We start from the raw sequence: 19,417 nt of genomic DNA on the forward strand, positions 1-19,417 counted from the left end.
AAACCGGGGAAAAGTCACGACCGTCCACTCGCGACGGTCTCTCGCACGCGCGCGCTGTCCGTCTCCGCCCGGGTTCGCTCCTCCTCCGTCGCCGGCTCCAGGCGCGCCGGGACGTCCTTGTGGTGCGGCGTGCCCGCGATCGGGTCGCGGTCGAGTGCGTCCGTCAGCAGGTTGATGCGCGGGCCGCTGACCACGCGCCTGCCCTGGGCGTCCGGGTGGGCCATCCCGTAGCCGTGCGGCAGGGAAAGCTGGCCCGGCCGCAGCCCCGGGTCGGCTTCGGCGCGGACGACCACCCGGCCGGCCGGGGTCACCACCGCCACCCAGTCTCCCGCCGCGGCACCGATGGACGAAAGCTCTTCCGGACGCGCACGCAGCGCGCCGTCCGGGTCCGTGCGGCGCCAGCGCGGGTCGCGCAGGATCTGGTTCGCGTTGTGCGCCCGGCGCTGGCCGTTGATCAGCGAAAACGGGAACGCCGGGTCGGGCCGCTCGGCCGCCGGGTCCAGAGATCCCAGCCACTCCAGCAGCTCCGGCACCGCCAACCGGACGCGCGAGCGGCGCATCAGGCTCCACACTTCGTCCTGCTCGTGCGTCGAAAACGGCGTCGGACCGGCCAAAACGCGGGCAAACAGCTCCTCGCCGAGTGCCAAGCCGGACAAGGAGCTGCCCAAAGCGCGTTGCACCGGCACGGTCATCGTCTTCGCCGCCCGGTGGCAACCCGCCCACAGCGGCGCGATCGACGCCGCGCCGCCGGGCAATGACGCGCCCAGCGTCCGGTACAGCAGCACCGGCAGGATCGCGGCCCGCTCCGGCATCGCCTGGACCAGCGCCCCGATGCCGGCCTGCAGCTCTTCACGCGGCCCGGCGGCCAGCGACGCGAGGACGTCGGACGGCGGCAGCACGCCCAGCGCGTCGAACAGCCGCGTGTAGATCTCGGCTTCGACCAGCGTGCCCGGCAGCGGGTCCAGCAACGGCGGCCGCAGCTGGAAGTAGTTCGTCGGCCATTCGAAGGTGAAGAGCGTGAACTCCCACTTCTCGTGCTGGGACGCCGCCGGCAGCACGTACTCCGCCAGCGCGGCCGTCTCGGTGTAGGCGACGTCGACGACCACGGACAGCTCGGCCTCCCGCACCGCCCGTTCGACCTCCCGCGTACCCGCGTAGGTGTTGGCCGGGTTGGACGACTCCACCCACAGCGCGCGCACCCGGTTCGGGTGGTCGGTGAGGATCTCCTCGGCCAGGGTGTTCGCCGGCAGCAGGCCGCCGATGTACTCGAAGCCCGTGACCTCGGATCGCTGCCCGCGAGAAGAGCCCCACAGCGGCAGCAGCCACGAGTGCAGGTTGTTCGTCCCGCGCCGGCCGAAGTGCCCGGTGACCAGGTACACCAGCTTCTCGAGGTAGCTGTTGAGCGTCGAGTGCCGGCCCTGCTGGATGCCCAGCTCGACCCGCACGGTCATCGCCGACGCCGCCAGGATCAGGTCGACCGCCTTGTCGACGTCCACACGGGACACTTCGGCGTGCGCGATCCACTCGTCGACCGGGATCTTCCGCAGCACGGCGGCCACTTCGTCGAAGCCTTCGGTGCGCTCGGCCAGGAAGGCCGAATCCTCGCCGCCGCGTTCCAGCACCAGCGCCAGGATCGCGCCCAGCAGGTAGGCGTCGGTACCCGGCCGCAGCGGCAGGTGCAGGTCGGCGATCTCCGCCGTCTCCGTGCGCCGCGGGTCGATCACGATCATCTTGCGCGCGGGGTCGTTCTTGATCGTGTTGAGGGCGTGCCGCGCGTTGCTGAACCCGTGCGCCTGCCAGGGGTTGCAGCCGAGCACGACCAGCAGGTCGCAGTGCTCGACGTCCTCGGCGGTGTGCACGAGCGCCGAGCCGAACAGCTCGCCGTTGACCCAGAAGTCGCCGGTCTTCTCCTGCGAGAGCGCGTTGAAGTGGCGCGTCGAGTTCATCCACTTCAGCAGCGACGCGCCGTACGCGCCGCCGGAGTGGTTGCCCTGGCCACCGCCGCCGACGTAGGCGAACGAGCCCGGCCGGCCGGCTTCGGTGTCCGCGTCCCGGATCGCCCGCAGCTTCGCGGCGATCTCGCTGAGCGCGGTGTCCCAGCCGATGGGTTCGTGGGTGCCGTCGGGACGCCGGCGCAGCGGCGTCGTCAAGCGATCGGAGTGGTCGCCGTACCAGGTCAGGCGCTGCGCCTTCTGGCACAGGTACCCGGCCGAGCGCGGGTGCGCCTTGTCACCGCGGACACGGGTGATCTTGCGGCCGTCGAGCTGCACCTCCAGCCCGCAGTTGAGGTAGCAGAGGCTGCACGCGGTGCGGTGCCACTCGCCGGTCATATCAGCTCCAATGCGCGGCCGAGCGTCGTGAGACGCGCGTCGAGCGTTTCGCCGGCCGGGTACAGCCGGACGGTGTCGATGCCGGTGTCGCGCCAGACGCGCAGCCGGGCGCGGACCATCTCTTCGGTGCCGATCAACGTCGTGCCGAGCACCATCTCGTCGGTGACGAGCGCGGTCGCGCCGTCGCGGTCGCCGGCCTGCCAGCGCTCGCGGACCTCGGCGGCGACGTCGGCCCAGCCCTGACGGCTGTAGGCGTCGTTGTAGAAGTTCGTGGTGGCCGAGCCCATGCCGCCGAGACTGAAGGCCAGCTCCTTCTTGCGGCTGCCGACCATGACGCGCAGCTCGTCCTCGTTGTCCGCGAAGGCGACTTCGGCGCCCTGACAGACGTCGATGTCCTTCCGCGTGCGGCCCGACTTCGCGAGTCCGGCGTCGAGAGGACCGAAGTACGCGTCGGCGCCTTCGGGGACGAAGCTGGTGCCGAGCCAGCCGTCCGCGACCTCGCCGGTGAGCTCCAGGAGCTTCGGCGACAGCGTCGCGAGGTAGATCGGGATGTCCGGGTTCGGCGGGGTGGACAACCGCATCGGCCGCGCCTCGCCGGGCAGCGGGACCTCGAAAGCCTTGCCGGAGAACGAAATCTTCTCCCCGGCGATGGCTTGACGGATGATTTCGACGGTCTCGCGCATCCGCGTCAACGGCTTCGCGAACGGGACGCCGTGCAGGCCTTCGATCACCTGCGGCCCGGACGGGCCCAGCCCCAGCGCGAACCGGCCGCCGGACAGGTCGGCGAGCGTCACCGCGGCCTGCGCGATGGCGACGGGTGTGCGCGTGCCGAGCTGGATGATGCCCGAGCCGAGCCGGATGCGGTCGGTGCGGGCGGCGAGGTAGCCGAGCGCGGACGGCGCGTCCGAGCCCCAGGCTTCGGCGACCCAGCAGACGTCGAGGCCGAGTTTTTCCGCTTCCAGCACGAAGTCCAGCGTCGTGCGCGAATCCCGGGAGAACTCGACCGTCGTCGCGGTCCTCACCGGTTCTCCACCCGCTCCTTGATCGCGGCGAGGTTGCCGGTCATCGCGGCTTCGAACTCGCGCAGCCGCACGAAGACGATCTTCTGTTCCTTCTCCGGCATGCGGTCGATGGCGAACGACAGCCCCGACCGGCCCGGCCCCATCTGCATCCACTGCGAGAGCCGCGTGCCGCCGTTGTCCGGTTCGAGGGTGAACTTCCAGACCGAGCTCGGCTCGGCCGGGTCCTGCACCGCCCACGAGAACACGCGCGGCTCTTCGCACTCGACGACGTACGACGTCGTTTCCCACTCGCCGAACGCGTCGTGCTTGCTCCGGCCGACGAACTTGCGGCCGGGCTCGCACCACTCGACGGCCTGCAGCTCCGAGCTCAGCGACGGCATCAGCGCGATGTCGGAGACGACCGGCCAGACGTCCTCGGGGACGGCGTCGATCCAGGTCGAGACCTCGGCCGTCGGCTTGTCCGCATACCTCGCGCCCGTCCACTCCATCGTGGTCGCCACTCCTCTCGGTGAGCCTCTGACCACGATAGTTGCGTAGATAGACCTACGCTGTCAACGTCACTCCTGCCGCGCGAACCGCGCTTCGACGTCCGGCCGCTGCGCCAGCCGGGGCGGGAAGCCCGGCCCGCGGCGCATCCGGGTGTCCTCCGGCGTCATCGGTTCGCCGCAGTCCGCGCAGACGATTTCGGCGTGCGTGTCGTGCCCGCAGGCGGTGTGGTGCACGGTGATCGGCGGGCCGGCTTCGCTCGAGAGCCACTTGTCGCCCCAGCGCGTCATCGCGAGCAGCACCGGGTAGAAGTCGCGGCCCTTTTCGGTGAGCACGTAGTCGTAGCGCACCGGCTCGGTCTGGTAGGCGACCTTCTCCAGCAGCCCCTCGTCGACCAGCCGCTTGAGCCGGTCGGCGAGGGTGTTGCGCGCGATGCCGAGCGCCTGCTGGAACTCGTCGAAGCGGCGGACGCCGTAGAAGGCGTCCCGCAGCACCAACGGCGTCCACCAGTCCCCGAGCAGGTCCATGGTGCGCGCGATCGAGCACGGCCACTGCGCGAAGGAGGTCCGTTTCATGCGGCCGAGGATACGCCGTCCTTCAGAAGGACTCAGCAGGTCAGCCGCATGACGACCCGCCTCACGGTCGGACGGCTCACTTCGGTGAACCCCGCGTCGGCGAAGATCCCGGCCGTACCGACGAACAGTTCGGCGGGCCAGGCGACCTTCTGCCCGGGAACGACCAGCATCGGATAACCCTCGACCGCGCGGGCCCCGCGCTCGCGTGCGAAGCCCGGGACCGCCTGCGCCAGCGCGGCGCTCACCCCGCGGCGCCGGAAGCCCTTGCGGGTGACGAAGCAGGTCACCGCCCAGACGCTGCCGTCGGCCGGGTCCTCGTCGCGCCCGGCCCAGACGACGCGACTGCCGAGCAGGTGCGGGTAGGCGGTGCGCGGTTCGACCGCGCACCAGCCGGCGGGCTCGTCGTCGAGGAAGGCGACGAGCCCGGTCGCGTGCTCGGCGGTCTGGACACGCAACCGCTCGGCGCGAGCCTCGGGCGTCCCCGCCTTCCACTGCGCCGGCGTCTCCTTGAAGTACTGACACCGGCAGCGGGCCGGGTCGCCGCGGTCGCCGAAGATCGCCTGCAGGTCCGCCCAGGACGCCTGGTCGACGGGTACGACAGTCAGCATCTCCCGACGTTAGACCAGGTGGCCGGTGGTGACGTCGACGTGGTCCGGCACTTCGTCGTGCTCGTCGCCGACCGAGAGCGTCCCCGCCGGCTCGACCAGCAGCACGCTCGCGCCCGCCTTCGACGACGGCTTGTGGAACGTCCCCTTCGGCACCACGAACACCTGACCGCGGGACAGCGTCACCACCCGCTCGTCCGGGTCGCGCACGCCGATCTCGATCTCCCCGTCGAGGACCAGGAAGAACTCGTCGGTGTGCTCGTGGACGTGCCACACGTGCTCACCGGCGAAACGGGCGAGGCGGATGTCGTAGTCGTTCACGCGGGTGACGATCCGCGGGCTCCAGGCGGCGTCGAAGCTCGCCAGGACTTCGTTCAGGTCGATCGGGTTCATGGTCACCATCGTCGACCTGGTGTTTCCGTCGCGCGAGTGCTAGGAATCGCACATGCCGCAAGAATTCTCGCACCGGGTCGTCGTGCTGGTCGACGAGGGCTCGAACCCCTTCGAGATGGGCGTCGCGACCGAGCTGTTCGGGTTGCGGCGGCCCGAGCTGGACCGGCCCTGGTACGACTTCGCGCTCTGCTCGCCCCACCCGGAAACCACCATGCACCTGGGGATGTTCACGCTTTCCGGCGTGCACGGCCTCGACGTCGCCGACACCGCGGACACGCTGATCGTGCCCAACCGGCCCGACCCGCTGACCCGGCCGTCCCCCGCTGTCCTGGCCGCCGTCCGGCGGGCGGCGGACCGCGGCGCGCGGCTCGTGAGCTTCTGCACCGGCGCGTTCACCCTCGCCTTCGCCGGTGTCCTCGACGGCCGCCGTGCGACGACGCACTGGCGCTGGGCCGACGACTTCGTCGCGCAGTTCCCGGACGTGGACCTCGAGCCCGACGTCCTCTTCGTCGACGACGGCGGCGTCCTCACCGCGGCGGGCAGCGCGGCCGCCCTCGACCTCGGCCTGCACCTGATCCACCGCGACCACGGCGCGGAGATCGCCAACGCGGTCAGCCGGCGGCTGGTGTTCACCGGCCACCGCGACGGCGGCCAGCGCCAGTTCGTCGAACGCCCGGTCCCCGCGGTGCCGGACTCATCGCTGTCGCCGATCCTGACGTGGGCCCGCTCGCGGCTCGACCGGCCCCTGACGGTGACCGACCTGGCGGCGCACGCGGCGATCAGCCCGGCGACGCTGCACCGGAAGTTCCGCGCGGAGCTGGGCACGACCCCGCTGGCCTGGCTGACGACCGAACGCGTGACGCTGGCCTGCCGCCTGATCGAACGCGGCGAGCTGCGGCTGGACCGGGTGGCATCGACGAGCGGCTTCGGGACGGCGGCGAACCTGCGTCTGCAGCTGCGGCGGCACACGGGGCTGAGCCCGAGCGCGTACCGCCGCCGCTTCGGCCCGGCGGCTTAGGACCTCAGCTCGCCGAGCGCCTTGGCCAGCGCGGCTCGCTGCAGCTTCGCGGGATACCCGGCCGGGTCCGCCGCGGCCAGGACGTTGAGGCCTTCGACCAGCGCCACCAGGCTCTTGGTCGTCAGCTCGAGCCGCTCGTCCGTCCACTCCGGACGGCACGCCGCGACCAGCCGGCGGACCCGCGCCAGGAACGAGTGGTTCGCCGCGCGGTGGCGTTCGGCCAGGTCTTCGTCGGCCAGAGCGGCCGCGAGGAAACCCACCCAGACGCGGGATTCGTCGTGGTGGCCGTGGGGCAGGTCGACGGCGCACCCCAGCACCGCCGCCAATGCCTGGCCCGGGTCCGTGGTCGCGGCCTCGGCGGCGTCCGCGCGGACGGCGGTGCGGTCGTAGAGCAGGTCGCGCGCGTGCAGCAGCAACGCTTTCTTCGTCGGGAACGCGTGCATCACCAGGCCGGTCGTGCACCCCGCGCGCTCGGCGACCGCGCGCAGCGTCAGGCCCGGCAGGCCGCCGTCGGCGAGGACCTGCCAGGTCGCGTTCGACAGCAGCTCCCGCTGCGCCTCGACGTCACGCTGCTTCGGCACGGAAACCTCCTTCCCGTGAAGCGTAACAGCTGCTACGGTAACGCTTGTTACGGAAAGGAGTACCGTGCCGACCACCCTCGAGATCACCGCCGTGACCTGGGACGATCCCGACGCCTTCCGGCTGCGCGCGGCCCAGCGCGTCGAACTGGACGCCCGCTACGGCACCGACAACCACGAGCCCGGCGCCCTGCCGACCGCCGACACCGTCGCGGTGTTCCTCGTCGCGCGGGACGCCGCCGGCGCGGCCGTGGGCTGCGGTGGGCTCCGCCCGCTCGGGCCGGGTTCGGGCGAGGTCAAGCGCATGTACGTCGAGCCGGCGGCCCGCGGCACCGGCGTCGCGACCGCCCTGCTGCGCGCGCTCGAAAACCACGCGCGTGACCTCGGCATCGCCCGGCTGCTGCTGGAGACGGGCACCGGGCAGCCGGACGCGATCCGCTTCTACCAGCGCGAAGGCTACGAGCCCATCGACGCCTACGGGCCGTACGTCGGCGAGGCACTCTCGCGCTGCTTCGCCCGCGATCTGTGATCGGATTTCCGATGGCCGCCCCAGCCTGAGCTATTGGTGGCCGGGGGCGCACCGGGCCTACCGTCGAAGGCACGGCGATCTGGGGTTCTTTTCGCCGTTCCCTTCACCCTGACGGAGTTCCTTTGCACATCAAGCAGATCGGCGTCGTGCTGGCCGCGGCCGCCGTCTTCGCCCTGCCGGCCGCACCCGCACTGGCGGCGTCGAGGATCGTTCCCCTCGACCTCGCCGCCGGGCAGCAGCCGGAGAACATCACCCTGGAGCCCGACGGCTCCGCGGACCTCACCTTCGCCTACACCGGCGAAATCGGCCGGGTCACCCCCGGCGGACGCGTGAGCGTCATCGCCCGCATCCCGGTCCCGGACGACGGCGACGTCCCGGTCGTCCACAAGAGACTGTTCCTCGGCGGCATCGTCCGGGCCCCCGGCGGCGACCTGTACGTCGCGGTCTCGACCGGCACCGCGGCGACCGGCCTCTACCGGGTTCGTCCCGGCGCAGCGCCGGTCCAGGTGGCCGCACTGCCGCCGGCCGGCTTCCAGAACGGCGTCGCGCGCGACCCGCGCACCGGCGACCTCTTCGTCGCCGACTCGTTCGGCGCCACGGTCTGGCGGGTCTCGCACGGCCGGGTCACCGCCTTCGCCACCGGCGACCTGCTCGCCCCCGTGAGCGGCTTCGGCGCCAACGGGATCAAGGTCCACGACGGCGCCGTCTGGGTGTCCAACCTGGACCGCGGCACGCTGGTGCGGTTCCCGCTGACCGGCGGACCCGGACGAATCATCGCGACGGGTCTCGGGCCGGTCGACGACTTCGCGTTCCACGGCGGCACCGTCATCGCCGCGATCAACCAGGAGAACCGAGTGGTCACGGTCGGCCGCGACGGCGTGCGGACCATCCTGTCCACTTCGGACGGACTGGCCAACCCGACGGCGGTCGCCGTCCGCGACGACACGGTGTACGTCACGGACGGCGCCTACTTCGGCGGCGCGCCGAACCTCCTTCAGGCGACGCTCGCCGCGAACACGTGCAGCGCCGGGTTCGACGGCAGCGTCGCCGGGTAGGCCGGGCTGGTCCGGGTCTTGCCCAGGACGGTCGTCGCGCCGTACTGGGCGAGATCGGCGCAGCAGTCCCGGTGCCGGCCAGCACGAGCTTCGAGCCGGGCACAGCCTCGCACGTGTGCTGTTTCTGCAATTTGCAATACGCATATAGCAATCCGAAGCTTCCGTTCCCGAACCTACGACTCCATCGCTTCTGACGCTGCGCACCCGGCCGGTCACGCACCGAAGGCTCTCCCGGGGCTTCGATGACGTTCCACCGAATTCGCCTCGCCATTTCGGTGAATATTCAAATGCGGCACACCATGATCGGCACGTGCATCCGCACACGAGTGGTGCACGCTCGCCGCCGCGGACCTTGGCACACCGTGGAAATGGTTGCTGTGCGCCAAATCCGCCGGTATGTTGACGCGGTCCCCGGAGAACCGGCATCGGTCGCGGGGTTGCGCGCTGCTCGGCCGCGGTGGGGAGGCCGTCTCCGGGATAGCGCTTTCCGGTGGTAGGGGTCACCACCGGGGAGCAGGAGGGAAGTAGTGCCTTGGCGTACTCGGGAACGGTCATGGACGATCGGGTGACCGAGCCGTACCTGGTCGGGCAAGAAGCCATCGCGGGTGAGCTGCTGCGCGGAAAGTGGTGCGTCTACCTGCACGAATGGCTCGGTGACGAGCACGATCTCGACACCTGGCGCGACGCGGTGGCGACCCACGCGGCGAAGTCCGGCGTCGAAGTGTGCTTCATGGAGATCCCGCGCAAGGACATGACGCTGGTGGCCAACGTGCACGCGCTGCCGAGCTTCGAGCAGGTCACGCAGTCCGTGGCGGCGCTGGAGCACCACCGGCACGCGGTCGCGGGCCGACGGCCGGCCGCGCGCCGGGGCCGTACGGGCCCGCGACCCGGGTACGACTGACCTCGGCGACCGCGCCGGGCGGAAAGCGCTGTCCCGCCGGAAATAGTCCGAAATAGACCCGGTCAGTCCGTGGCCGCGCGCTGCTGGGCCGCCAGGAAGTGCGCCGTCTCCGACGTCGCCTCGTACAGCGCCCGGTAGTGCCGGTAGAACTCCTCGTACCGCGCGTGGTTCTCCGGGTCCGGCGTCACCGTCGCGGCGATCGGGTTCCCGCGGGCGGCGTCCATCCCCAGCGCCTCGGCGGCCAGCAGCGCGTCACCCAGGCACGCGCCGATCGTCTCCGCCGGGATCTGCTGCGGCAGCCCGGTCACGTCCGAGACGATGCGCGTCCACAGCCCGCCCCTGGTCCCGCCCCCGACCGCGACCAGCCGCCCCGCCGCACCACCCGCGGCCGCCATCGCCTCCAGGTTGTGCCGCACGCCGTAAGCGGTCCCCTCCAGCGCCGCGCGGTAGATCTCGGCCCGGCCGTGCGACGTCGTCAGCCCGGCGAGCACGCCCCGCGCGTCCGGGTCGAACAGCGGCGTCCGCTCCCCCGCGAAGTACGGCAGCAGGAGCAGCCCGCGGCTGCCCGCCGGCACCGAAGCCGCCTCCGCCACGAGGTCGCCGAAGGACGCCCCTACTAATTTCCGCAGCCAGTCGGTCACCGCGCCGGACGTCGCCATGCCCGCCGCCAGCGTGAAACTGCCCGGGACGACCCCGCGCGTGCCCCACAACCCCGCGTGCGGCCGCGGTTCGGTCAGCACCTGGACGAGGAACATCGTCGTCCCGTACATCACCATGACATCGCCCGGCTCGCGGACGCCGACACTGGCGGCTTCGGCCCAGGCGTCGACCGTCCCCGCCGTCACCGGCAACCCGGCGGGCAGTCCCGTCAGCGAAGCCGCGGCCGCGGTGACCTCCCCCGCGATCTCCGTCGGCCACAGCAGTTCCGGCAGCGGCAACCCCGGCGCGACGCGGTCGGCCCAGTCCCCGGCCCAGTCGCCGGCGGCCAGGTCGTACATCGGCGTGCACTGGCTCGCCGAGTGGTGGTCGAGGACGTACCGGCCGGTCAGCCGGTGCACCAGGAACGAGCTCGCCATCAGCAGCTTCTTCGTGCGCGCGTGGACGTCCGGCTCGTGCCGGGCCAGCCAGCGCACCTTCGGCCCGACCGCCTGGCTCGTCAGCGGCGAACCCCCGCGGGCCAGGATCTCGTCCGCACCGAGCTCGTCGTTCAGCTCGGCGATCTCCGCGCCCGCCCGGGTGTCGACGCCGTAAAGGATCGCCGGCCGCAACGGCGTGCCGTCGGCGTCGGCCGGGAGGAGACACGGCCCGATGCCGCTGACCCCGAGCCCGGCGAGCGGCCGCCCCTCGGCCGCGCGCAGCAGGTCGGCGACGATCCCGGTGAAGTCCGCCCACCAGACCGTTTCGGCGTCGTGCTCGACCCAGCCCGGACGCGGTGTCGACACGGTGTGCTCGCGGACCGACCGGGCGAGCACGGCGCCGTCGGGGTCGACCAGCACGCCCTTCGAGCCGGCCGTGCCGATGTCCACGCCGAGCAGCAGTCCGGTCATCCGCCCCTCCACGGGCCAACCCGCGGGAAATCGATTACCACCACGCTATGGTGTGCCGGAAGCACTGTCAACGAACGAAGACCGAACGAGGACGCGGTGGCGACGATCTCCGACGTGGCGGCGCTGGCCGGGGTCTCGACCGCGACCGTGTCGAGAGCGCTCAACGGAAAGTCCACTGTGGACCCCGTACTCGCCGAGCGCGTCGCGATGGCCGTGGCCGAGCTCGGCTACACGCCGAACGGCCTGGCGCGCAGCCTGCGCCGCCGCGAGACAGCGGTGCTGGCACTGATCATTTCCGACGTCGAAAACCCGTTCTTCACGGCGATCGCGCGCGGGGTCGAGGACACGGCGCAGGCCGCCGGGTACTCGGTGATGCTGTGCAACTCCGACGAGAACACCGCCAAGGAGCGCCGGTACATCGAGGTCGCGGCCCAGGAGCGGCGCGCCGGCGTGATCATGTCGCCGACCACCGTCGACAGCGACGTCCGGGCGCTGACCACGCACCGGACGCCGATCGTGACGGTCGACCGGCGCCTCACTTCGGCGGACTGCGACGCCGTGCTCCTCGACTCCCGCGCCGCGGCCCGGGAAGCCGTGCGGCACCTGGTTTCCCAGGGCTACCGGCGGATCGGCTGCATCGCGGGCCCACCGGGCGTCACGACGGCGGACGACCGGCTCGACGGTTACCGCGACGGACTGCGCGCCGCGGGCCGGAAATACTCGGCGAACCTGGTGCACCGGTGCGAATTCCGTGAAGCGGGCGGCCGGGAAGCCGCTGTGCGACTGCTGACGAGACCCGATCCCCCGGACGCACTCCTGGTGTCCAGCAGCACGATGTCGGCCGGCTTGCTGCAGGTGATGGCGGAGCTGGGCCTGCGGTCCGGCCGCGACGTCGGGATCGTGTCGTTCGACGACCCGCCGTGGGCGACGCTGATCTCCCCGGCGCTGACGGTCCTCGCCCAGCCCGCCCACACGATGGGCCGGCTGGCCGCGCGTCTCCTGCTCGACCGCATCGCCGGCGGCGCTTCCCGCGCGCCGGCCACGACGACGTTGACGGCACAGCTGATCGTCCGGGGCAGCTCCACACGCTGATCTACGCTGGGGACGTGCTGGACGCTCTGATCGAAGGTGCGATCTCCCACCGGAGAGCGCGCAAGAGCCGGTCGTCCTTTCGCCGCGCACCACGTCGTGGGCCGGCTCGCGCCCCGCGAAGCCGGCGACAGCCGCTACGAACTCGCCGTCCTGACCCACGACGTCACGTTGCTCCGGCAGGTCTTCGGCGCTCGCCGCAGTTGACTTCGACCTTGCTTCAGCTTTTACCGTCGGAGCCATGACCGCTCCTCCCATCCCGCGCACCGTCTGGATCGCCTCCGGCGTCATGGCGCTCGGCGGCTTCCTCGGCAACATGGACGGCTCGATCGTCGCGGTCGGACTGGAGTCGATGAGGCTGCGCCTGGGGGTCGGCCTCATCGAGATCCAGTGGGTGGCGACGGCGTTCCTCCTCGGCCTCTCGGCCGCCCTCCCGCTGACCCCGTGGCTCGTGCGGAAACTCGGCGCCGGACGGCTCTGGCTGTGGGCGCTGGGAGCGTTCCTCCTGACGTCGGTGGCCTGCGCCCTCGCGCCGGACGCCGGCACGCTCATCGCCCTGCGCGCGGTGCAGGGCATGGCCGCCGGTGTCATGGTCACCGCCGGGCAGACGGTGATCGGGCTGGCCGTCGGGCCGGAGCGGCTCGGCCGCACCATGGGCACGCTCGGGCTCGTCGTCGGGCTGGCCCCGGTCGTCGGGCCGAGCGTCGGCGGGTTCCTGCTCGCGCACTTCTCGTGGCCGGTGCTGTTCTGGCTCAACCTGCCGATCGGGCTGCTCGCGTTCGGCCTCGCGCTGCGGTACGTGCCGCGCGGCGACCGCGGGCAGCCGCCGCCGGTGGACTGGCCAGGACTGCTGCTGGTCTCGCTCGGCCTGCCGCTGCTGGTCTACACGCTGACCGAACTCGACGTCGTGCTCGCGGCCGTCGGCGTCCTGGCGCTCGCGGTGTTCGTCCGGCGCTCGCTGCGCGTGCCGCATCCGGTGCTGGACCTGCGGCTGGCCGCGCGGCCGGTCATGGGCTCGGCGCTGGCGTCCGTGCTGCTGGCCGGCGCCGGGATGTTCGGCGCGGTCCTGCTGCTGCCGCTCTGGTTCCAGGTCCGGCTCGGCGCCGGGCCGGCCGAGGCCGGCGTCCTGCTCGCGCCGATGGGCCTGGCCACTACGGTGTTCGTGCTCGTGGCCGGGCGGCTGACGGACCGCTACGGCGGCGGCACCGTCTCGCTCACCGGGTCGCTGGTCGTGCTGGCGAGCACCGTCCCCATGCCGTGGCTCGGCCCGGACGCGCCGATGTGGCTGGTCCAGGCATTGCTCGTGGTCCGCGGCGCGGGACTGGGGCTGTCGATCATGCCCGCGTCGACGGCGGCGTACGCGTCGGTCCGCGCGCCCGAACTGGGCCACGCGACGGCTTTGGTCAACATCGTGATGCGCGTGGGCGGCGCGGCCGGCGGCGCGGTGTGCGTGATCGTGCTGTCCCGCGGCCTCACCGCCGGCCCGGCGACCGGGTTCGCCTGGGCATTCGGGGTGCTGGGCGTCATCTGCGCGCTCGGCACCGTGGCCGCCGGCCGGCTCCGCCACGCCGAGCGTTCGTCCACAGTGGACGTCACGGGGTAGTCCACCAGGGAACCTGGCGCGATCACCGGTTTGGTGATTTCCTGGAGCCGATCAACCACTGTCGGTAAGGGGAAGGGCTGACGATGTCGGGGGTATCGAAGCGGCTGGTGACGGCCGCGGCAGCAGTGGCGGTAATGGGGAGCGTGCTGGCGGCGACGCCGGCGTCGGCCGCACCGTCGATCGACTGGAAGCCGTGCGCGGACGCGCCCGGGGTGGACTGCGGCACGGTGACCGTGCCGATCGACTGGGCGCACCCGGACCGCGGCACGGCGAGCATCGCGCTCGCCCGGCGGAAAGCGACGGATCCGGGGGCGCGCATCGGGTCGGTCCTGATGGACCCGGGCGGTCCCGGCGGGCCGGGCGCGGGCGGGGTCAAGGACGGCTGGACGCTCTCCCCGGAGATCACCAAACGGTTCGACACGGTGGGCTTCGACCCGCGCGGCGTCGGCAGCAGCACGCAGATCAAGTGCGGGCTCGACGAGCTCATCGCCGACCACCCCGAAGTCCCGCGCAACCAGGCCGAGTTCGAGCAGCTCGCGGCGTACAACCGGAAGCTCGGCGAAAGCTGCAACCGGCTTTCCGGGCCGCTGGGACAGTTCGGTGACACCGAGAGCGTCGCGCGCGACATGGACGCCATCCGCGCCGCGCTCGGCGAGAAGAAGCTGACGTACTACGGGGTTTCGTACGGCACGCTGATGGGCCAGCAGTACGCCGAGCTGTTCCCGGACAAGGTCCGCGCGCTCGTGCTGGACAGCAACATGGACCACTCGCAGCTCACGGCGTTCCAGTTCCTCAACAGCGAAACCCAGTCGGTGCAGGCGGAGTTCGGCGAGTTCGTGGCGTGGTGCGGCCGGACGCCGAGCTGCGCGTTGCACGGCCGGGACGTCTCGAAGCTGACACGCGACCTCCAGGACAAAGCCGCCCGCGGCGAGCTGAAGGATCCGCAGAGCGAAGAGGTCATCACACCGCTTTCGCTCGCCGGGATCTTCCAGGGCTCCTTCTACGGCCCGAGCTGGGATCGGCTGGCGACGGTCCTCAAGTCGTTCGCGGACGGCACCCCGCCCGCCGCGTCCGCGCGGCTGAAGGACGACATCCCGGTCAACACCGTGTTCCAGAGCGTGTTCTGCGACGACTGGAAGCTGCCGGTGCACAACTACGCCGAGCTCGAGGCCTACCGCCGGACGGCCGCGGCCCTCGCCCCGGACGTCAAGGTCAACTCCCTGGGCTGGACGGCGGTCACCGGCTGCATCGGCTGGCCGAACAAGGCGAGCAACCCGCAGCACCCGCTGCAGGTGCACGGCGCGCCGCCGCTGCTGATGCTGAGCAGCAAGTACGACCCGGCGACGCCGTACGCGTGGTCGCAGGCCGCGGCCCGGCAGAGCGGCAGCACGCTGCTCACCTACGACGGCTGGGGCCACGGCGCGTACGGCAAGAACAGCCAGTGCGTGATCAAGGCGACCGACGACTACCTGATCAGCGGAAAGCTCCCGGCGCGCGGCACGCACTGCGCGGCCGTCGAGCCCGGGACCCCCGAAGCCCGGATCGCCGGGCCGAAGCCGCCGCCGGTCATCGGTTTCTGACGCTCCTGACGCTTCCGCCGCGTGGCCGGGACGAGGCACAATCGTTCCGGCCACGCAACGGTGCGGGGAAGGGAGCCGAGGATGCTTCGCCGATTCTTCGTCATGGCCGCGGCGGTCGTCGCGGCGAGTTCCCTTCTCACCGCACCGGCGGAGGCGTCGTCCCGCCACGGCGGGTATCTCGCGCTCGGCGATTCCGTCGCGTTCGGTTACCGGCCCAACGCGGGCGCGGCGTACCTGAACGCGGCCAACTTCAGTGGCTACGCGGAGAAGTACGCGTCACTGCGCGGTCTCCAGCTCGCGAACGCGTCCTGCCCCGGCGAGACGACGGGCAGCATGCTGGTCGTCACCGCGCCGAGCAACGGCTGCGAGAACGGCTACCGGCTGGCGTACCCACTGCACGTCGCGTACGCGGGAGCCCAGATCGACTACGCCGTGCAGTACCTGCGGACCCACCGCGACACCCGGCTCGTCACGCTGACCATCGGCGCGAACGACCTGTTCCTGTGCCGGGACACGACGCCGGACCACTGCACCGGCGCTACTTTCCAGGCCGCGTTGACCCAGGTGAGCCGCAACCTCGCGACGATCCTTTCCGCGGTGCGCGCCCACTACGGCGGCGACGTCGTGCTGGTGTCGTACTACTCGCTCGACTACCGCGACCCGACGCAGGTCGCGCAGGTCAAGGCGATCAACGCGGCGCTGACGCAGGTGACCCGCCGCTACCACGGCAAGATCGCGGACGGCTTCACGGCGTTCTTCCTGGCCTCCCTGCGCGCGGGCGGCGACCCGTGCGCGGCCGGGCTGCTGATCAAGCTGCCGGCCGGCGGCTGCGACGTCCACCCGAGCGCGGCCGGCCACCGCGCGCTGACCGCGGCCTTGGCGTTCGCGCGCTGAGTCAGACGGCCTGAACCTCGACCCCGGCGGCTTCGAAGGCCCGCACCGCTTCGGGGTCGGCGTCGGTGTCGGTGACCAGGGCGTGCACCTGCGTCGTCTCACAGATCCGGGCGAAGGCACGCCGTCCCAGCTTGGAGCCGTCCGCGACGGCGACCACGCGCTCGGCGCGTTCCACCATCAGCCGGTTGATGCTGGCCTCGCCCTCGTGGTGGGCGAACGCGCCGGCGTCGGGATCGAAGGCGTCGACGCCGAGGAACAGCAGGTCGATGGTGAGCTCGCTGAGCACGCGCGTGGCCAGCGGCCCGCTCAGCTCGAACGACTGCGGCCGCGCGACCCCGCCGGTGACGACGATCTTGACGTTCGGCCGCACGGCCAGCTCGTGCGCGATGTTGAGGGCGTTGGTGACGACGGTGATGCCGTGCGCGTCCCCCCGTCCGCCCAGGTCGGACCGGATGGCGAGGGCACGCGCGACGCCCGCGGTGGTGGTGCCCCCGTTGAGGCCGACGACCATGCCCTTCTCGGCGAAGGCCGCGGCGGCGGCGCTGATCCGCTGCTTCTCGGGCACGTGCCGAGCGGTCTTGTAGCGCAGGGGAAGGTCATAGGCGAGATCATTGGCGACGGCACCCCCGCGGGTGCGCGTGAGCAGCTGCTGTTCGGCGAGGTGGTCGAGATCCCGTCGGATGGTGGCGGCGGAGACGTCCAGCTCCGCGGCGACGTCCTCGACATCGATCTTTTCCCGCTGCCCCAGCATGTCCAGCAGGCTGCTCAACCGTTCGTGCCGGGCCATCGGCGGTACTCCCTAGCTCAGCTCTCGGTGGCCTATCGCGCATGACATTGCGCTGTTGGCCGCCGTTTCGAGCAGTATGCTGCATTCGGGGTGGTCTTTGCACGGGGGGCCGGTTCTCCTGATGCGGCTTCGCCAGGACACTCGGGCGCAGCAAAAAGGCCACCCTCGGCGAGGGTGGCCTGCGGAAGAGCGCGGGGGACCTACCGCGGCTTGCGCCGCCAGAGGCCGGTGACCACGGCCAGCGCGCGCGAACGCGGCGTCGGGGTGACGACCGGCTCGGGGCCGACCCGGCGACGCATCCGGTAGGCGAGCTCGAGCACCTCCAGGTCCTCGGGCCGGCGTCTGCCGTGGACGTCCGGCCGGAGCATCAGCTCTCCCACCGTGACGGGCTTGCGACTGGCACGGTGCGCCGTGCGCGCCATCGGGAACCTCCGCTGAATCGGACCTACCGGGATCTGCGGGCTGATTCTATGAATCTGATTCGGGTTCGTCACCTTACTGGCCAGTTGTGTCCGGTGTGGTCCTCGAACCGGTCAGCCGGCGGGTTAGCCTCGGCGCATGATCACCCTTGGGGGCCTCACCGCGGAAGACCGTCCGGCCTGGGAAAACCTGTTCGCCGGCTACAACACGTTCTACGGCAGGACACTCGCGCCCGAACTGATGGACCGCGCGTGGCGCGAGTTCGCCACCGGCGAGCGGATGCACGCGCTCGGCGCGCGGCTCGGCGGCGAGCTCGTCGGCATCGTGCACTTCTTCACGCACGTCAGCACGACGTCCCCCGACGTCTGCTACCTGCAAGACCTGTTCACCGACACCAAAGCCCGGGGACGCGGGGTCGGGCGGGCCCTGATCGAAGCCGTCGCGGACTGGGCGCGCGAACGGGGATGCGTCCGCGTCTACTGGCACACACAGACGTCGAACACCACCGCCCGGCGCCTCTACGACCAGGTCGCCGTCGACAAGGGGTTCATGCAGTACCAGATCCCGCTCGGCTCGTAGCGTCATCGGCGGTGGCGGCCACCGCCGCAGTCGTGGCGGTGCTGCTGCTGGTGGTGCCCGCGCGACCAGGCCGGGACGTCCGGGATCGCGTGGCGCACCGGGGCCGCTTGCTTCGGTTTCGCTTTCCCGACGATCTTGACGGCTTTCGCGAGTTTTCCGCGATGGGCGGGCGTGGTTCCGGAATTCGCCTCCTTCACCACGGCCGCCGGAATGATTCCGCTCGGATCGATCGACGGCGCCACGGATTCCGGAGCCGGCTTCGCGGGCGGTACCACGACTTCCCCGGGAAACGGCACCAGCGGCGCGGCCACGGGTTCCAGGCCGGCCGGCGGCCAGGCCGCACCCGCGCTCCGCTCACCCGGCATCGACACCGCCGTCGCGACCCCGCCGGTCAGCGCCAGCGCGCCGGCGACCACGGACAACACCCGCAGCCGGGCCAGGGAGCGCAACACCGGCGGCTTCTCCCGGTGCCGCGGCGGCGCGTGCTGACGGTCGCCCGTCGCGGATCGGACCAGCAGCTCGGCGACCGTGACCGCCTCGCCGCGGGGAGCCCTGCGTGCCATCAAACCCTCCACCTTGGGCCGACCGGACGCGGGCGCTGCGTCCGGTCGGCCGATCATAGGAATGGCGCGTGATCCTGTAAAGGCTCGCTCACCCTCGGTTTTCAGCCGAGCCTGCCGCCCCCGTCCACGTGCAGCGTCGTGCCCGTGATGAACGGGTTCGCCAGCACCTGCAGGGTCGCCGCCGCGAGGTCCGCGGGGTGCCCGACCCGGCGCGCCGGGTTCGTTTCCGCGGTCCGGCGGAAGAAGTCCTCCTTGCCGGCGCCGAGGCGGTCCCACGCACCGGAGTCGACGATGCCCGGGGAGATAGCCGTGACGCGGATCGGCGCGAGGTCGACCGCGAGCGCCTGCGCGAGGAACGCGACCGCGCCGTTCGTCGTGGCCATGACCGTGCGCTCGGGCGCCGGCCGCCACGCCGCGACCCCGGAGAACAAGACGATCGCGCCGCCGTCGCGGAACCGCGGGGCGAAGTGCTTGGCCAGCATCAACGGCCCGATCACCTTGGCGTCGAAGGCCCGGGTGACCGCGTCCCGCTCCAGTTCCGCGACCGGCCCGTTCGCCGGCGCCCCGGCGAGGGTGACCAGGTAGTCGAGTTCGCCCACGGTTTCGGCAAGCGCTTTCAGCGACGATTCGTCCCCGAGATCCGCGAATGCGGCGCGAATACCGGGAACGGCGATCCGCTCCGGATTCCGCCCGGCCGAGGTGACTTCGGCGCCGGCCACGAGCGCGTCCGCCGCGATCCGGCGCGCGATCCCCGATCCACCGCCGACGACGACCAGCCGCTTTCCTTCGAACGACATTTCCGTGCTCCTTTCGTTTCGCACACCGGGAGTCAGCGCGCAACACCACTGGAACAATCCCTTCGT

22 protein-coding genes are annotated in these 19,417 nt (G+C 71.6%); 9 read left to right on the top strand and 13 right to left on the bottom strand.

What is annotated here, in order from left to right; all coding sequences use genetic code 11:
• Positions 1–14: 14 nt before the first annotated feature.
• From ACZ7PG_RS24205 to ACZ7PG_RS24230, 6 genes are all read right to left on the bottom strand, one after another.
• Positions 15–2,330, bottom strand: a complete 2,316-nt coding sequence (locus tag ACZ7PG_RS24205) for a molybdopterin-dependent oxidoreductase (RefSeq protein ID WP_470241363.1) — start codon at positions 2,328–2,330, stop codon at positions 15–17.
• A complete protein-coding gene (locus tag ACZ7PG_RS24210; RefSeq protein WP_470241364.1) occupies positions 2,327–3,352 on the bottom strand; it encodes an LLM class flavin-dependent oxidoreductase in 1,026 nt (341 codons plus the stop codon). The genes ACZ7PG_RS24205 and ACZ7PG_RS24210 overlap by 4 nt, the downstream gene beginning before the upstream one ends.
• On the bottom strand, positions 3,349–3,840 hold the full coding sequence (locus ACZ7PG_RS24215) for an SRPBCC family protein (RefSeq protein ID WP_470241365.1): 492 nt from the start codon (positions 3,838–3,840) through the stop codon (positions 3,349–3,351). The genes ACZ7PG_RS24210 and ACZ7PG_RS24215 overlap by 4 nt, the downstream gene beginning before the upstream one ends.
• Before the next feature lie 69 nt (positions 3,841–3,909).
• Positions 3,910–4,413, bottom strand: a complete 504-nt coding sequence (locus ACZ7PG_RS24220; protein WP_470241366.1) for a winged helix-turn-helix transcriptional regulator — start codon at positions 4,411–4,413, stop codon at positions 3,910–3,912.
• Between the two features lie 32 nt (positions 4,414–4,445).
• Positions 4,446–5,021: a GNAT family N-acetyltransferase gene (locus ACZ7PG_RS24225; RefSeq protein ID WP_470241367.1), complete on the bottom strand. Its 576-nt coding sequence runs from the start codon at positions 5,019–5,021 to the stop codon at positions 4,446–4,448.
• 9 nt (positions 5,022–5,030) lie between these two features.
• Entirely contained in the window at positions 5,031–5,420 is a 390-nt protein-coding gene (locus tag ACZ7PG_RS24230) for a cupin domain-containing protein (protein WP_470241368.1), read from the bottom strand.
• A 43-nt stretch (positions 5,421–5,463) separates the two neighbouring features.
• On the opposite strand from ACZ7PG_RS24230, the gene ACZ7PG_RS24235 reads away from it, so the two are divergent.
• The gene (locus ACZ7PG_RS24235; RefSeq protein WP_470241369.1) at positions 5,464–6,429 is read left to right on the top strand and encodes a helix-turn-helix domain-containing protein; all 966 of its coding nucleotides are present in this window, start codon (positions 5,464–5,466) and stop codon (positions 6,427–6,429) included.
• Here ACZ7PG_RS24235 and ACZ7PG_RS24240 read toward each other — a convergent pair.
• Positions 6,426–7,010: a TetR/AcrR family transcriptional regulator gene (locus ACZ7PG_RS24240; RefSeq protein WP_470241370.1), complete on the bottom strand. Its 585-nt coding sequence runs from the start codon at positions 7,008–7,010 to the stop codon at positions 6,426–6,428. The genes ACZ7PG_RS24235 and ACZ7PG_RS24240 overlap by 4 nt on opposite strands.
• 64 nt (positions 7,011–7,074) lie before the next feature.
• On the opposite strand from ACZ7PG_RS24240, the gene ACZ7PG_RS24245 reads away from it, so the two are divergent.
• Both ACZ7PG_RS24245 and ACZ7PG_RS24250 read left to right on the top strand, forming a co-directional pair.
• On the top strand, positions 7,075–7,536 hold the full coding sequence (locus ACZ7PG_RS24245) for a GNAT family N-acetyltransferase (RefSeq protein ID WP_470241371.1): 462 nt from the start codon (positions 7,075–7,077) through the stop codon (positions 7,534–7,536).
• Positions 7,537–7,658: 122 nt separating this feature from the next.
• A complete protein-coding gene (locus ACZ7PG_RS24250; RefSeq protein ID WP_470241372.1) occupies positions 7,659–8,591 on the top strand; it encodes an NHL repeat-containing protein in 933 nt (310 codons plus the stop codon).
• Here ACZ7PG_RS24250 and ACZ7PG_RS24255 read toward each other — a convergent pair.
• Positions 8,531–8,704 (bottom strand): hypothetical protein, encoded by a 174-nt coding sequence (locus ACZ7PG_RS24255; RefSeq protein ID WP_470241373.1) that lies wholly within the window; start codon positions 8,702–8,704, stop codon positions 8,531–8,533. The genes ACZ7PG_RS24250 and ACZ7PG_RS24255 overlap by 61 nt on opposite strands.
• Before the next feature lie 440 nt (positions 8,705–9,144).
• On the opposite strand from ACZ7PG_RS24255, the gene ACZ7PG_RS24260 reads away from it, so the two are divergent.
• A complete protein-coding gene (locus tag ACZ7PG_RS24260; protein ID WP_470241374.1) occupies positions 9,145–9,492 on the top strand; it encodes a hypothetical protein in 348 nt (115 codons plus the stop codon).
• Between the two features lie 62 nt (positions 9,493–9,554).
• Here the strand turns inward: ACZ7PG_RS24260 and ACZ7PG_RS24265 are convergent, their stop codons facing one another.
• Positions 9,555–11,039 carry an FGGY-family carbohydrate kinase gene (locus ACZ7PG_RS24265; protein WP_470241375.1) on the bottom strand — a complete coding sequence of 495 codons (1,485 nt, stop codon included), beginning with the start codon at positions 11,037–11,039 and terminating at the stop codon, positions 9,555–9,557.
• A 96-nt stretch (positions 11,040–11,135) separates the two neighbouring features.
• Between ACZ7PG_RS24265 and ACZ7PG_RS24270 the strand changes: the two genes are divergently transcribed.
• The 4 genes from ACZ7PG_RS24270 to ACZ7PG_RS24285 all read left to right on the top strand — a co-directional run bounded on the left by ACZ7PG_RS24270 (position 11,136) and on the right by ACZ7PG_RS24285 (position 16,205).
• Entirely contained in the window at positions 11,136–12,131 is a 996-nt protein-coding gene (locus tag ACZ7PG_RS24270) for a LacI family DNA-binding transcriptional regulator (RefSeq protein WP_470241376.1), read from the top strand.
• Positions 12,132–12,369: 238 nt separating this feature from the next.
• Entirely contained in the window at positions 12,370–13,731 is a 1,362-nt protein-coding gene (locus ACZ7PG_RS24275; protein WP_470241377.1) for an MDR family MFS transporter, read from the top strand.
• Positions 13,732–13,814: 83 nt separating this feature from the next.
• Positions 13,815–15,311 (top strand): alpha/beta hydrolase, encoded by a 1,497-nt coding sequence (locus tag ACZ7PG_RS24280; protein ID WP_470241378.1) that lies wholly within the window; start codon positions 13,815–13,817, stop codon positions 15,309–15,311.
• 81 nt (positions 15,312–15,392) lie between these two features.
• Positions 15,393–16,205: an SGNH/GDSL hydrolase family protein gene (locus tag ACZ7PG_RS24285; protein ID WP_470241379.1), complete on the top strand. Its 813-nt coding sequence runs from the start codon at positions 15,393–15,395 to the stop codon at positions 16,203–16,205.
• A 1-nt stretch (position 16,206) separates the two neighbouring features.
• Here ACZ7PG_RS24285 and ACZ7PG_RS24290 read toward each other — a convergent pair whose 3' ends face one another.
• Both ACZ7PG_RS24290 and ACZ7PG_RS24295 read right to left on the bottom strand, forming a co-directional pair.
• Positions 16,207–16,992: a DeoR/GlpR family DNA-binding transcription regulator gene (locus ACZ7PG_RS24290; RefSeq protein ID WP_470241380.1), complete on the bottom strand. Its 786-nt coding sequence runs from the start codon at positions 16,990–16,992 to the stop codon at positions 16,207–16,209.
• Positions 16,993–17,192: 200 nt separating this feature from the next.
• Positions 17,193–17,414, bottom strand: coding sequence for a hypothetical protein (locus tag ACZ7PG_RS24295; RefSeq protein WP_470241381.1), 222 nt, complete (start codon positions 17,412–17,414; stop codon positions 17,193–17,195).
• A gap of 136 nt (positions 17,415–17,550) precedes the next feature.
• On the opposite strand from ACZ7PG_RS24295, the gene ACZ7PG_RS24300 reads away from it, so the two are divergent.
• Complete coding sequence (locus ACZ7PG_RS24300; protein WP_470241382.1) at positions 17,551–17,991, top strand: GNAT family N-acetyltransferase; 441 nt, start codon at positions 17,551–17,553, stop codon at positions 17,989–17,991.
• 2 nt (positions 17,992–17,993) lie between these two features.
• Here ACZ7PG_RS24300 and ACZ7PG_RS24305 read toward each other — a convergent pair whose 3' ends face one another.
• On the bottom strand, positions 17,994–18,554 hold the full coding sequence (locus tag ACZ7PG_RS24305; protein ID WP_470241383.1) for a hypothetical protein: 561 nt from the start codon (positions 18,552–18,554) through the stop codon (positions 17,994–17,996).
• A 101-nt stretch (positions 18,555–18,655) separates the two neighbouring features.
• On the bottom strand, positions 18,656–19,351 hold the full coding sequence (locus ACZ7PG_RS24310) for an SDR family oxidoreductase (protein ID WP_470241384.1): 696 nt from the start codon (positions 19,349–19,351) through the stop codon (positions 18,656–18,658).
• Between the last annotated feature and the right edge of the window lie 66 nt (positions 19,352–19,417).

The organism is Amycolatopsis sp. NPDC114504, from assembly GCF_055633595.1.

Excerpts from the sequence above, each read along its gene's own strand:
- ACZ7PG_RS24205 (WP_470241363.1), bottom strand. The coding sequence starts at position 2,330 with ATGACCGGCGAGTGGCACCGCACCGCGTGCAGCCTCTGCTACCTCAAC.
- ACZ7PG_RS24215 (WP_470241365.1), bottom strand. The coding sequence starts at position 3,840 with ATGGAGTGGACGGGCGCGAGGTATGCGGACAAGCCGACGGCCGAGGTC.
- ACZ7PG_RS24220 (WP_470241366.1), bottom strand. The coding sequence starts at position 4,413 with ATGAAACGGACCTCCTTCGCGCAGTGGCCGTGCTCGATCGCGCGCACC.
- ACZ7PG_RS24225 (WP_470241367.1), bottom strand. The coding sequence starts at position 5,021 with ATGCTGACTGTCGTACCCGTCGACCAGGCGTCCTGGGCGGACCTGCAG.
- ACZ7PG_RS24230 (WP_470241368.1), bottom strand. The coding sequence starts at position 5,420 with ATGGTGACCATGAACCCGATCGACCTGAACGAAGTCCTGGCGAGCTTC.
- ACZ7PG_RS24235 (WP_470241369.1), top strand. The coding sequence starts at position 5,464 with ATGCCGCAAGAATTCTCGCACCGGGTCGTCGTGCTGGTCGACGAGGGC.
- ACZ7PG_RS24260 (WP_470241374.1), top strand. The coding sequence starts at position 9,145 with ATGGACGATCGGGTGACCGAGCCGTACCTGGTCGGGCAAGAAGCCATC.
- ACZ7PG_RS24265 (WP_470241375.1), bottom strand. The coding sequence starts at position 11,039 with ATGACCGGACTGCTGCTCGGCGTGGACATCGGCACGGCCGGCTCGAAG.
- ACZ7PG_RS24275 (WP_470241377.1), top strand. The coding sequence starts at position 12,370 with ATGACCGCTCCTCCCATCCCGCGCACCGTCTGGATCGCCTCCGGCGTC.
- ACZ7PG_RS24280 (WP_470241378.1), top strand. The coding sequence starts at position 13,815 with ATGTCGGGGGTATCGAAGCGGCTGGTGACGGCCGCGGCAGCAGTGGCG.
- ACZ7PG_RS24285 (WP_470241379.1), top strand. The coding sequence starts at position 15,393 with ATGCTTCGCCGATTCTTCGTCATGGCCGCGGCGGTCGTCGCGGCGAGT.
- ACZ7PG_RS24290 (WP_470241380.1), bottom strand. The coding sequence starts at position 16,992 with ATGGCCCGGCACGAACGGTTGAGCAGCCTGCTGGACATGCTGGGGCAG.
- ACZ7PG_RS24295 (WP_470241381.1), bottom strand. The coding sequence starts at position 17,414 with ATGGCGCGCACGGCGCACCGTGCCAGTCGCAAGCCCGTCACGGTGGGA.
- ACZ7PG_RS24300 (WP_470241382.1), top strand. The coding sequence starts at position 17,551 with ATGATCACCCTTGGGGGCCTCACCGCGGAAGACCGTCCGGCCTGGGAA.
- ACZ7PG_RS24305 (WP_470241383.1), bottom strand. The coding sequence starts at position 18,554 with ATGGCACGCAGGGCTCCCCGCGGCGAGGCGGTCACGGTCGCCGAGCTG.
- ACZ7PG_RS24310 (WP_470241384.1), bottom strand. The coding sequence starts at position 19,351 with ATGTCGTTCGAAGGAAAGCGGCTGGTCGTCGTCGGCGGTGGATCGGGG.